The organism is Corynebacterium yonathiae (assembly GCF_027570195.1).
Lineage (GTDB): Bacteria > Actinomycetota > Actinomycetes > Mycobacteriales > Mycobacteriaceae > Corynebacterium > Corynebacterium yonathiae.
The window spans coordinates 35,848-47,193 of record NZ_JAKMUZ010000020.1; the positions used below are offsets into that span (position 1 = coordinate 35,848).

Consider the following 11,346-nt stretch of genomic DNA (forward strand, 5'->3'; position numbering starts at 1 on the left):
GGGAGAAATCAACCAAAAGAACTAACTCCCCACCCCCGCCAGCAGTGCTCACGGTATTAGGATGTGGCTGCCGGCACGGCACACTTAGCTAACCCCTATTACCGGTGGAGAAGAGCACGAACGCTCTCAAGGGCGCCTGACTTTATAAAGGCCTGCCCAAGAATGGCAAACATGCTGCCAATGGTTGCTACGCCCAAGATGTAGTTCCACACCTTGGCAAAGCTAGAACCGGAGGGAGTGTCCTTCTCTGGCTTATCAGTTCCCGGCTTCTTAGACTCCGAAGATTCAGGACTCTTTGGGGTCTCCGGCTTCTTCGGCGGTGCCGGGGTCTGCGAGGTCGCTGGTGGCTGACTCTGTGGCTTCTCTTCCTTTTCCGGCGAAGCTACCGGCGGCTCCGGAGCAGGCTCATTCTGCGGCTTTTCCTGATCCTGCGGCATTTCTTCCTTCTTCTGGCCACAACCAGAGGAAACCTTGAGGGTTAGGTGGGCGTCATCAAGCTCAGGCTTGTTCTCCGAGCTATACATGCCCATGAAAAGTTGGTCTACGCCCTCGACTTTTCCATCTCTTGTTCCTTGCTGCTCCTTGTACCGCACATCGCTGGCGGAAAGGGTGAGTGTATCGCCCTCCTTGGTCCATTGCGCCGTGCCGTGGCCAAAGATCCCATCCCCGGTGCGCTTATTGGCGTCGATGTGGTCGTCCTCGGTGTATTGAAGCATATTCTTACCCTCTACGTGATAGACCTCGTAGCCGGAACCGAGATGGGCTTTATTACCGGAGGTCTTGATGAAAGGTGCCACAACCGTGGAATGTAGAGCGCCGTGGTGACCGGTGAACGTAATCGAGGAGTCTTTGCTTTCGATATTGGACGACACCACATTGCCCTCCTCATCCACCGTTACCGTAGAGGTTTCAGGATCGACCTCGAAGCCGAAAGAGAAATCCTTCCCCTTAGGATCACCGGTTTGCGTCACTGGGCCACTAGTGGACCAATCACCAGCAGCGAAACCGGTTTTGAGGTAGGAACGCCACGAGTACTTAATTCCCCAGTTCAAAGAACCGGATTCGATGGTGCAGGTTTCTTCCGCAGAAGCGTGTGGCACGGTGAGTGCGGTCGCCGCGAGAGCGGTGACCACTACTTTCTTAAACATGGAAATCCTCCTATTTGTGTGAGAAGAGTGGGTTGATGGTGGGCGTTGCACGCTGCGGGTGTACCCGCAGCCCCTCGACGGATATCGGCCAGCCATACACTTGAGACAAGGTAGGACTGGTAAAGACCTCATCTACGCGCCCTTGGGCTGCTAATCCCCCGCACGCCAGGCATACGAGATGATCACAATATGCTGCTGCCGCATTGAGGTCATGCAGCACCACGAGGACGGCGACGCCTGCCTCACGGGCAAGGGCTTTTACTGAGCCCAACAGTTGTTCTTGGTGCCGGATATCCAGCGCGGCCGTTGGCTCATCGAGCAAGATAACCGGGGTATTTTGGGCAAGCACACGTGCGAAGGCCGCGCGGGCGCGCTCACCGCCAGACAGCGTGCTGATGTCTCGGCCTGCTAAGTGCGCGACGCCGGCGGTATCGAGGGCGGCGTCAATAAAGTCATCGTCAAGGTCTGCGTAGTCAGTTCCTTCCCACGGGCGGCGCCCCATCGCAACGACATCGCGGACGAGGAATTCGAAGGACACCGAGACGTCCTGGAGCATCACCGCACGCGTGCGCGCGAGCTCTCGCGCTGGCGCCTTGGGCGATAGCCCACCCACGGTGATCTCGCCGGAATAGTCGAAGTCTCCGGCGACGGCGGCAAGTACGGTGGATTTACCGGCGCCGTTCGGGCCGATAAGCCCGGTAACTTCGCCCGCTTGGGCGGTAAAGGACACTTGGTCCACCAGGGTGTGCTCCCCCACGCGAACAGTTAAGTCTTTGACGTTTATCATCAGTGCACTCCTTTGCGCATCATGCGCCGTAGCAGGATGAAGAACGTGGGACCGCCCACCAGCGCGGTGAAAATGCCGATGGGAAGATCCGCAAAAGGAATCATCGTGCGCGCTGCCACGTCAGCGAAACCAATGAGCACAGCACCGCCAAGGGCGGAAGCCGGCAGCAGGATGCGGTTTTCTGGTCCGACGATGCTGCGCAGCAGGTGGGGAACGATAAGTCCCACAAAGCCAATGAGGCCGGCGAAGGAAACGGCCGCTGCAGTCAACACTGCCGATGCCACGATCGCCACGATGCGCAGCCGCGGCACGTTCACACCGGTATGCGCGGCGGCGCGCTCGCCGAGCGCGAGGACGTCTAACTGCTTACCCAGGCGCAAGGCCACTGCGAGACCAACCATCACGATGGGCAGTACCGCCCACAGGTGTTTCCACTGTGAGCCGTTGAGGGAGCCCATCTGCCAGAAGATGATCGCTTCACGGTTGGCGGTCGGCGCTAGGTACACCATGAAAGAGATAATGGCGTTGCATACCGCATTGATGGCGACGCCGGTGAGAATCAGGTGCACCACGGCCACCCGTCCGTTGTGGCGCGCAAGCTGATAGATAATGAAGGTAACCAGCAGCGCGGTCAGGAAGGCCGCAGCGGGAACGGTAAAGGTACCGAAGAACTCGATATTAAAGACGATGATCACGGCCGAACCAACGCCCGCACCGGAGGTAACGCCAATAATGGAGGGTTCTGCCAAGGGGTTGGCAAATACCGCCTGCATCAGCGTGCCGGCAACGCCCAAGGCCGCTCCCACCACGAGCCCCAAGACCAAACGCGGTAGGCGGATGTCCCACACCACGCTTGCGGTCAAGGAATCCTCCCCGTGGCCAGCTGCCAAAATGGGAAAGAGATCAGACAGCGGTACATAGTATTGCCCCAGCACGACGGAGATGATCGCCGCGACAACGATGAGGATCCCCAGCAGTACGAATACCCAAGTGCGCTGCGTGCGTCGGCGCGCGAAGGTGTCCGGGTCCTTACTCATTGTCCGGGTCATACACAGCCTTTGCTAGCTTCACCAGCGTTTGCCCAGTCATGGGACCAAATGCCAACGACTGGCCGTCCGGAATGGTCACGATGCGCTTCTTTTGGCCGGCGGTGGTTTGAGCAACGCCGGGCCGCTCCAGCAAGCCGTCAATTCCGCCGGTGGATTCCAGGCCATTGGTCATCATGATGATCACCTCTGGATTGATGCGCGCCAGCGCCTCAGCATTAGCGGGTTCCGCATAGGAAAGGTTGTTTTCTGCAGCCAGATCCACACCGCCAATGCCTTCAATCAGATCTTGCGCACCGGTACCATCACCCATGATGAAGAAGACGCCACCGTTTCCGCGTGCGTAAAGGAACGCCATGCGCATTGGATCATCGGGAACCAACTTCTTGATGGCTTCCTTTGCCTCGTCGATTTCCTTGGTGGAACGATCCGCCAGCTCGCGTGCTTCATCGGGCAGGCCGAGGGCATCGCCAAGCGTGGTGATGTCCTCACCCACCGAATCGATCGTGCGCTCAGGTTCCATCACCACGGTGGTGACACCCGCCGCGCGGATTTGATCGATGGCATCGCGCGGGCCAATGGAATGGTCTGCAATGACGAGCGTCGGCTGCAGCTCCAGCACCGCCTCCACGTTGATGTTGTGGCCACCTTCGGTCACCACCGGGAGATCCGCCAGGTTGGGCTCGGTAGAAGAAACTGTGCGACCGACGATATTATCCGCAAGCCCCAAGCCGCTAAGGGTATTGGTGTAGGTGCCATAGATATCCAAAGCCAGGATGCGGGAGGCATCGGTGACGGTAACGTCGTTACCATCGGCATCGGTAAGCTCCACCGGAAGCGCCGGCTCTGCCTTATCAGTAACCGGTTCGATTTCGTCAAAACCTTTGACGTCACTGACACCTTCAAAAGACCTGGGATCCGAGAGATCAGCGGGATCCGGTAGCTGATCGGTATAGCTTCCCTGCACACCGCACGCGGTAAGACTGAAGATGCACAGGAATGGTACGAGGAAACGAAGAACGAGTTTCACGGCAATCTTTCTAAGAGTTGTTCATGACAAGCCGGCTGGTGGAGCCACCGGCGATGATCAATCCGACGATGAAGAGCAGTAGATAGGCGGTCGGATTATCTAGGCTCCCGCCGGGAGACGTCGCGGACTTGACCTTGAATTTGTTCGATCCGTCCTCGTATCCCTGCCCCGAGTCACCGGCTAGCACTGGATCCCCGGCCCCGGCATGAGCGCCGCCTTTGGAACTAGGGGTTCCCTTTCCGTTTCCGCCTGCGCCAGATCCACCGGATCCGCCGGATCCAGAACCGGAGCTAGAGCCTCCACCACCTGATACGGCGCCGCAATCAGCGCTTCCACCCAAGGTGGCGTGGAAGCTCAACGGGTCCAGCTGGGTGCCTGGTTCATAGAACTCAGCGAGTGCCTGGGAACCGGCTTCAGAAAGCGATACCGCAGCTTCACCGGACACGGTGTCCGTGCCGATGTCGAGGGATTTAAAGTTCAAGGTGCCAATAACAGTGCGTCCAAAGTCTTTCTTCTTCCCTTCCATATTGGAAGAGCGCACGTCAGCGATAAGCTCGCCAGAATTGCCGTTAAAGGTGATTTCCAGGTTGGCGATGTTGAGGTCCAGCTTGCCGTGGTGCCCGGTGAACTGCATGCTTCCGCCATATTGCACGGAGCCCGCGCCATCTTTTACGGCACCGGAGTTACTCGTGAATTGGAAACGCCCATTGTCATAGCCAACACCAGAGAGATCCCATCGGCCCTGGGCAATGGATCCGGTGATATAGGACTGGAAGGATTTCTTTAAACCCCACTGAGCGGTGGCTTGAGTAACACCAGTAGCCTCACAGACGGCACCGTCCCCGCCAGATCCTCCCTCGCCCGAATTACCTGAGCTCGGGGCGCCAGAGCTCGCAGATCCAGAGTGCGCAGGACCAGAAGCCGCTGTTTTGCCAGCGCCTGAGGCACCGCCGCCTCCACGCGAACCAGAGTTGCTCGGTGATGAATTTCCCGATGCAGAGTTAGTAGAAGCCGAGTTTCCTCCAGTGGAGTTCGACGTACCCGAAGTAGAACCACCCGAATTCGAGTTCGATCCACCCCGGTTATTGAAAGACTCCAACTCATCCAGGAACGCCTGGGTATTGCCCATAAACGTAGTAATCCCGTTCATCGTGTCATTGGTTTCAGACAGGATGTCCATAGCTTCCTTGTTAAAGCCCGTGAAGGAACCCGTAATGGAGGTCAATGGGCGCTCCCCACCGGAACCGGAGCCAGAACCGGATCCAACGCACGAGCCGTCGAGCGCAATGCTGCCGGAGGACGGATCTAAGGCTTCGCCCGGCTGGTAGAAGCCGGTAAATAGCTTGGCCCCGCCGGAGGTCAGAGCGGTAGATCCAGACAAATCAACCTTCCCGGCACCATCTTCGACGGGGTTGGCCAGATTAATGGTGGCGATTACCTCATCATTGCCTTGGATCTTTTTACCGCGGCTGAGGTCTTGGCGGTTCATCTCATAGGAGACGTAGTCCACGGAAATCTGTGCTTGCTTTCCAGAGGCCTTGACCTTGAAGTCCGACATCGTCATGTCCAAGACCCCATCGTGGCCGGTAAAGCTCAGCGTTCCATTGAACGGAATCGTGACGTTTCCACCAGACGCATCGGGCTTTCCTGGGGCAAAGACGAACGCACCATCGCCCTGCTCGTCGCCTGTAAAGCCAATGCCATTGGCACCCCATCCACCGTGGGCGATATTGCCCTTGACGTAGCTACGGAATGATTGCTTGATGCCCCACTTCCATGTGCAGGATTCATCTGCGTGGGCCACTGGAGCAGATGACAAAAGTGGGGCGAATGCCGCGACGAGAAAAGCGGCGACGATGCTGCCGAACGCCGGCTTCCACAGTTTTCCAATCATATTGAGAACCTTGTTTTCGTGTCTAGAAATGAAATAGACTACGCTTGCCTTAGTTAGGTAAGTGTATCCTTACCTAACTCCTTCTGATTGTCAATAAACCACCCCTATAAGAAGCAAAGAATGCAAAACGACCCCCGCAAAGACATCTTCACCAGCATCTATCCAGATGTGGATCCCACACAGAACTTCCCACTCACGTTCGGTGAACGCTTGTCCTTAACTCTTTCCGTCGGCGTATTTATGTTCGGCGGCGTAAGCGGCAACCTGCTCATCGCCGGTATCGGCTTGGCCTTCGTGGTCGCCTGTTCCTTGGTACTTGCCCGTAAAACGCCACGCCGCATCCGCGCAGAGGCCCGTAGCCGATTCCCACGGGAACCGTGGGCCGAACAACCCAGCTTCCTCGTGCCCGTCGTATGGATCCTCATCGCAGTAGTCGCGGCCCTGGCGTGGTGGTTTACCCCCGTGAAATACCTCGCGTGGAGCGCGGGCATTATTGCTGTCATCGCGGCCATCGCAACGTGGTTCCTCCCCACCCTGCAGCGCCGCCGCGCGCGGTCTACACGCGCAAAGCAAGACGCGTTAGCTACCCCAGCACCCCAAAGCTCCCTAGCGGAGAAAAACTAAAATAGACCCCGACCTGTATTAACAGGTCGGGGCCTTGCGCGGTGGCGGCGGGATTTGAACCCGCGGTTGGGGGTTACCCAACAATCGCTTTCGAGGCGATCACCTTCGGCCGCTCGGACACGCCACCGCGTTCCAGACTACGGGAGTGGGCCCGAGCGACAAAATCGCTGCGCCGGCGGGGTGCTAGCGCAGCGATATGAGAAACGGGGACGAGGATTAGTCGTCCTTCAGGCCGCCGATAACCTCGTTAGCCTTGTCCTTGATGCCGTCGGCGGCGTCGGACAGCTTGTCCTTAGCCTCGGAGGTGACCTGGTCGGCCTTGCCCTCGTTAGCTACTTCCTTGTTGTCGGTAGCTTCGCCGTAGGCTTCCTTTGCCTTGCCTACGAGGCCATCCTTCTTGTTTTCCAAATCGCCCATAATCACTCCTTTGATTAGACGGATAATGTATGGGCACCAGTGTACGCACTTTCAACGCAGGTCGTCGAAGAAATTCCTGAGCAACGCGGCGCACTCTTCTTCGAGGACGCCGCCGCGGACCTGCGGAGTAAAGGGCGCAGTGGGGGCACGCAGGACGTCGATAAGCGAGCCACACGCGCCGGTCTTAGGCTCAAAAGCGCCGAAAACCACGGAGGAAACGCGCGCAGCTTGCAAGGCGCCGGAGCACATGGCGCAGGGCTCTAGGGTGACAACAAGTTCGCAGCCGCTCAGGCGCCAACCGTCGCCATGGACGCGCACTGCGTGGCGGATGGCCTCAACCTCGGCGTGGGCGGTTGGGTCAGCCAGCTGTTCGCGGCGGTTGACGCCGGTGGCGAGTTCGGTTCCGGTGGCGTCATACAGCACAGCGCCCACCGGGACATCGCCAGCCGGGGTGCACTTGGCGACGTCCAAGGCGCGCCGCATGCGGGCTTCTGCGCGCAGGAGGGGCTCAGGCGTTATCAATGACGTCTTCCAGCTCATCGCCAAAGCCGAGCTCGCCGGCGATACGCAGCAACATATCGGATGGCCAATCTTCGTCATTGTCAATGATGTAGCCCACCTGGTCCTCGGACAGGCCAAGGTCGGCGAAGATATCGAAATCGCCCTCGCCATAGGGATCGGCCTCATCGGGGTCCACGTCCGGGATTTCATGGTCGTTGATATCCATGAAATCGGCCGCAAAGTCATCATCCACGCCATAGGTGGCATCCGAGATGAGCATCTTCACCCCGCCCGGCACTGGGCGTACGACGATGAAATAGGCATCCTCCACGCACAGCAAAGCGAACGCAGCGCCCTCGGAACGCAGGCTGCGCACCGCGTTTATGGAGGTCTGCGGATCCTCAAAGTCATCGTTGAAGCTGCGCACCAGCCACTGGCCCGCGTTACGGGCGACGGTCACCGCGAAGGAGTAATTTTCGTTGCTCATACCTCGTGAGATTAGTCGTGTTGTGCCACAATTGTCATCGTGAGTTCTCAAGATGTTCAACGCCCTATCTGCATTATTGGCCTCGGCCTCATCGGCGGCTCGTTGCTGCGCGATCTAGCTGGATATAAGCACCCCGTTTTTGGATACAACCACTCCACTTCTGGCGCCCGCACTGCAGTAAAGCAGGGCTTTGACGTCACCGATGATCTTCCCGCTATTTTGACCCGCGCGGAAACGGAGAATGCGCTCATCGTTATTGCCGTTCCCATGACTGCGGTGGGTGGGGTTCTCGATGCCATTCAGGAGCACGCACCTAGCTGTGGCATTACGGATGTCGTATCCGTGAAGACCGCGGTGCGCCAGCAGGTACTGGAGCGCGGCATGGAATCGCGCTATGTGGGCGGCCACCCGATGGCGGGCACCTCCAAGTCCGGTTGGGATAACTCCCAGAAGGACCTTTTCCGCCGGGCGGCGTGGGGAATTACCTATGACTATGCTGCCGAGTGCGAGGCGCGCGGGGAAAAGATTCCGAAGCAGTGGATTGAGACCTTCACCGAGGTCGTGCGCATGACCCAGATGGTGCACGCGGAGGCGGTGCCTATTCGCGTGGCTAATCACGATGCTGCGGTCGCGCGCATTTCCCACCTGCCGCACGTCTTTGCTGAGATCCTCGCTGTGGTGGGCGATAATGGCGGAATCCTGGCGCAGTCCCTGTCTGCCGGTTCCTTCAAGGACGCCACCCGCGTGGCCGGCACGCACCCGGAGCTGGTACAGCAGATGTGCGAGACTAATGCCCCAGCTTTGGTGGAGGCTTTGGACGAGGCCTTGGATTTGCTGCGCGACGCCCGTGAGAAGCTCGACTCTCCCGATCCCTCCATTGCGGAGCTTACCGACGCCGGCTATCGCGCCCGCACCCGCATCGATGCCCGTTCCGGCGCGCGTAAAGAATCGGTTTCCCCGGTCAAGATTTCTTCCCGCCCAGTGCTGCGCCTGCACCCAGGCGGCCCGAAGTGGGTGGCGCAGCTGCGCCAATCCGAATCCCTGGGCGGGCGCATCGAGATTTTCTAACGCTTGCGACCCCGTAGGCCGGGAATCCGGGATACTACCGCGGCGGCAACAAGACCTAGCACCGCTATTCCGGCATAAAGCCAAGCGTGGTCGGCGCTGGTTTGCGGGGTTTTCGGCGGCTCAGGAGTAGTTTCCGCGGTGAGAATCGCTTCCTCATCGCGTCCGCTGACTACTCCCTCAATCCAGTCCTTGGTGCCAGCCAGCGTGGTAATAGCTGCACTAGGTGAAGGCAGGTCTGGGTCCCCGTTCGCGGTGCCCGCCGTGGCGAGTCCGGCGAGTTTACCGTCGACAAAGAAGGGGCCGCCGGAGTCACCACCCTGCATTCCCGCTCGGCCGGTGGAATGTACATCAAGAATGGCACTTTCGATCAATGGCATCGGGCCATCTGGCGCCCCACCCGGCATGGCCTCGCTGGCTGGCACGCTTTCTGTATCCTCCGGCGCACTAATTTCTGGCATGGCCTCGGCCGCGGGAACGCTTTCTCCACCATCGGCCTCCTCACCAGCGCTCGCGGCAGCGTCCGCAGTGGCGTCCGCGCCAGCAGGGCCGGCGGGACCACCGCCGAGGAGCTCGGCCACTTCCATTTCTGCTTGGGGCAGCTGACCGCGGCGCGCCATAGAGGAACTACTGCTCCAGCCGTAGAGTGTGCCGCGTTTGCCCGGTTCAGGAACTTGGGTGGAAATCTCTGCGGGTTTTGTATCGGTGACAGGGGTGGTGAGGTGGAGAAGGGCGGCGTCGGAAAGCGGCGACAGCGCCCAGGAATCAGCGTTGTAGGTGGTGCCATTGATGCGGGCCTGGGTGCCCTTGTTATTCACGGACTCGAGGCAGTGACGAGCGGTGAGCACCCATTGGGCGGCCACGAGAGTACCGGTGCAATCACCGAAGCTACCCACGCGTCCTATCTTGAGTTGAGCGACGGTACGAGCCTCCGGGGAGTCCGTGGCTGGATCGCCGTGTTCGAGTGCAGTAGCCGGGGCGGCTGTCAATGCCACGATGCTGGCGGCGAGCAGAGCAGGGAAGATTTTGTGCTGCATGATTAGTCCTTCTTTCCGGCAGGAACGGCGATGGCAATAGCTTTGGCGACGACCCATTCGGCCGGCCCCTTCCCTATCAGGCGGCGCCACAGGGTTGCGATAACGAGGAAGAGCGCGATGAAGGCACAGGCCCAGGCGGTGTTGTGCAGGGCGATGTGGCTTTGCCAATAGTAGGCGGTGAGCACGTGCAGTATGTAGATACTCAGTGACATCGCACCCAGCGCGGCGAACGGATAGACCAGCTTGGGCGCAGCTCGGCCGGCAAGCAAGCATAGGTGTAGGACGACTGCAGCGACGGCAATGGACAGCATGATCTCACCCACTACGCCAGTGTGGCCGGTAAAACGTAGCCAGCCAGGAATGTCCGTAGTAAAGCGGAAGTAGAAACCGATAGCGGCAACGATGCTGGCTATAGCGGTAGAAGCCCACTGCGCAGCGGTGCGTTGCTTGCGAATATAGATTTCATAGAGCAGCATGCCGGCGAGGAAATAGGCGATATAGGCCAGCAGTGGGTATACCTGCGGTAGGGTCAGCGGAGCATATTTCACGGTCGCGGCTACGGTGGCCGCAGCGAATAGGATTAGCTTCCAAGCCCAGTGCAACGGGGGGACCCAGCACAGCAACATCATAGTGATGCCAATTACTACTAGGACGACCTGAATCTCTCCCCCTAGGGGCAGTAGCGCGAGGCCGATGAGTGTAATTATGCAGCCGCGGGCAAGGATACGCAGAAGCGTGGTCACCGTGAAATCACGGGCAATAATCATCAGCGTGACGCCAGCCAAGATGGCGAAAAACGCGGCAGGCAGGCCGTTTAAAATGACCTTGGTGTGCCACACAAGGGAGGCCATATGCAGAACTATCATGCCGATAATCGCAAGTGAACGGGCTATATCGAGCCCTACAATGCGCGAGGGTGCTAACACCTAGCATTCTCCTTCAAGACGTAGGGGAACGCGTTGCCACACTCCCCTTGTTAATAAAGACTTTCTTTTTCTACTAGACCCGTCTGAAAGGTTGCTGTGAACGTTTTATACGTGTTCTGCATTTTATAAGGGGATTGTCTAAGAGTCTTTGCGACTCAGGGAGGCGCGCTGAGGCGCGAGCCTAGTCGCGGAAAGAACTATCGCGGCGCCTGCGCGAACGCGAAGGATTCGCAGCCAGCTTCACCAGCGGGGATGCGGCGAGACCAATGCCTAAGCCGGCCAGGAAGAGCCAGAAAACGCCAGAGTCTAGCCACAGCATCAAGCCGAGGAGGGCTCCGGCGATAAGGCCAGAGAGGAGCGCGGAAGACTTCACGGAGAGACCTA

13 protein-coding genes and 1 tRNA gene are annotated in these 11,346 nt (G+C 58.9%); 2 read left to right on the top strand and 12 right to left on the bottom strand.

Annotated features, from left to right (window positions below):
- Positions 1 to 98 precede the first annotated feature (98 nt).
- Genes L8V22_RS10045 through L8V22_RS10065 form a run of 5 tightly spaced genes read right to left on the bottom strand, consistent with a single transcriptional unit; the run spans position 99 to position 5,905 of the window.
- Entirely contained in the window at positions 99 to 1,148 is a 1,050-nt protein-coding gene (locus tag L8V22_RS10045; protein WP_238800679.1) for an HtaA domain-containing protein, read from the bottom strand.
- Between the two features lie 10 nt (positions 1,149 to 1,158).
- Entirely contained in the window at positions 1,159 to 1,935 is a 777-nt protein-coding gene (locus L8V22_RS10050; protein WP_238800686.1) for a heme ABC transporter ATP-binding protein, read from the bottom strand.
- Entirely contained in the window at positions 1,935 to 2,984 is a 1,050-nt protein-coding gene (locus tag L8V22_RS10055) for a FecCD family ABC transporter permease (RefSeq protein WP_420839997.1), read from the bottom strand. The genes L8V22_RS10050 and L8V22_RS10055 overlap by 1 nt, the downstream gene beginning before the upstream one ends.
- Positions 2,965 to 4,011, bottom strand: a complete 1,047-nt coding sequence (locus L8V22_RS10060; protein ID WP_238800689.1) for a heme/hemin ABC transporter substrate-binding protein — start codon at positions 4,009 to 4,011, stop codon at positions 2,965 to 2,967. The genes L8V22_RS10055 and L8V22_RS10060 overlap by 20 nt, the downstream gene beginning before the upstream one ends.
- 10 nt (positions 4,012 to 4,021) lie before the next feature.
- Positions 4,022 to 5,905 (bottom strand): HtaA domain-containing protein, encoded by a 1,884-nt coding sequence (locus tag L8V22_RS10065; protein ID WP_238800691.1) that lies wholly within the window; start codon positions 5,903 to 5,905, stop codon positions 4,022 to 4,024.
- A gap of 120 nt (positions 5,906 to 6,025) precedes the next feature.
- Here L8V22_RS10065 and L8V22_RS10070 point away from each other — a divergent pair, with 120 nt between their 5' ends.
- Entirely contained in the window at positions 6,026 to 6,529 is a 504-nt protein-coding gene (locus L8V22_RS10070; RefSeq protein WP_238800693.1) for a hypothetical protein, read from the top strand.
- A 39-nt stretch (positions 6,530 to 6,568) separates the two neighbouring features.
- On the opposite strand, the gene L8V22_RS10075 is transcribed toward L8V22_RS10070, so the two are convergent.
- The 4 genes from L8V22_RS10075 to L8V22_RS10090 form a co-directional block, all read right to left on the bottom strand.
- Positions 6,569 to 6,656, bottom strand: a tRNA-Ser gene (locus tag L8V22_RS10075).
- Between the two features lie 89 nt (positions 6,657 to 6,745).
- Positions 6,746 to 6,946: a CsbD family protein gene (locus L8V22_RS10080; protein ID WP_238800695.1), complete on the bottom strand. Its 201-nt coding sequence runs from the start codon at positions 6,944 to 6,946 to the stop codon at positions 6,746 to 6,748.
- 51 nt (positions 6,947 to 6,997) lie between these two features.
- Positions 6,998 to 7,429 (bottom strand): nucleoside deaminase, encoded by a 432-nt coding sequence (locus tag L8V22_RS10085; protein ID WP_238800752.1) that lies wholly within the window; start codon positions 7,427 to 7,429, stop codon positions 6,998 to 7,000.
- Between the two features lie 25 nt (positions 7,430 to 7,454).
- Complete coding sequence (locus L8V22_RS10090; protein ID WP_238800696.1) at positions 7,455 to 7,934, bottom strand: tRNA adenosine deaminase-associated protein; 480 nt, start codon at positions 7,932 to 7,934, stop codon at positions 7,455 to 7,457.
- 39 nt (positions 7,935 to 7,973) lie between these two features.
- Between L8V22_RS10090 and L8V22_RS10095 the strand changes: the two genes are divergently transcribed.
- The gene (locus L8V22_RS10095; protein ID WP_238800698.1) at positions 7,974 to 9,002 is read left to right on the top strand and encodes a prephenate dehydrogenase; all 1,029 of its coding nucleotides are present in this window, start codon (positions 7,974 to 7,976) and stop codon (positions 9,000 to 9,002) included.
- Here the strand turns inward: L8V22_RS10095 and L8V22_RS10100 are convergent.
- From L8V22_RS10100 to L8V22_RS10110, 3 genes are all read right to left on the bottom strand, one after another.
- Positions 8,999 to 10,036, bottom strand: a complete 1,038-nt coding sequence (locus tag L8V22_RS10100) for a trypsin-like serine protease (protein WP_238800700.1) — start codon at positions 10,034 to 10,036, stop codon at positions 8,999 to 9,001. The genes L8V22_RS10095 and L8V22_RS10100 overlap by 4 nt on opposite strands.
- Positions 10,037 to 10,038: 2 nt before the next feature.
- Positions 10,039 to 10,962, bottom strand: a complete 924-nt coding sequence (locus L8V22_RS10105; RefSeq protein ID WP_238800702.1) for a DUF418 domain-containing protein — start codon at positions 10,960 to 10,962, stop codon at positions 10,039 to 10,041.
- 181 nt (positions 10,963 to 11,143) lie between these two features.
- On the bottom strand, positions 11,144 to 11,346 hold a 203-nt coding region (locus L8V22_RS10110; protein ID WP_269966493.1), incomplete at its 5' end, for a hypothetical protein.

Excerpts from the sequence above, each read along its gene's own strand:
- L8V22_RS10090 (WP_238800696.1), bottom strand. The coding sequence starts at position 7,934 with ATGAGCAACGAAAATTACTCCTTCGCGGTGACCGTCGCCCGTAACGCG.
- L8V22_RS10065 (WP_238800691.1), bottom strand. The coding sequence starts at position 5,905 with ATGATTGGAAAACTGTGGAAGCCGGCGTTCGGCAGCATCGTCGCCGCT.
- L8V22_RS10050 (WP_238800686.1), bottom strand. The coding sequence starts at position 1,935 with ATGATAAACGTCAAAGACTTAACTGTTCGCGTGGGGGAGCACACCCTG.
- L8V22_RS10045 (WP_238800679.1), bottom strand. The coding sequence starts at position 1,148 with ATGTTTAAGAAAGTAGTGGTCACCGCTCTCGCGGCGACCGCACTCACC.
- L8V22_RS10080 (WP_238800695.1), bottom strand. The coding sequence starts at position 6,946 with ATGGGCGATTTGGAAAACAAGAAGGATGGCCTCGTAGGCAAGGCAAAG.
- L8V22_RS10100 (WP_238800700.1), bottom strand. The coding sequence starts at position 10,036 with ATGCAGCACAAAATCTTCCCTGCTCTGCTCGCCGCCAGCATCGTGGCA.
- L8V22_RS10070 (WP_238800693.1), top strand. The coding sequence starts at position 6,026 with ATGCAAAACGACCCCCGCAAAGACATCTTCACCAGCATCTATCCAGAT.
- L8V22_RS10085 (WP_238800752.1), bottom strand. The coding sequence starts at position 7,429 with ATGCGGCGCGCCTTGGACGTCGCCAAGTGCACCCCGGCTGGCGATGTC.
- L8V22_RS10055 (WP_420839997.1), bottom strand. The coding sequence starts at position 2,984 with ATGACCCGGACAATGAGTAAGGACCCGGACACCTTCGCGCGCCGACGC.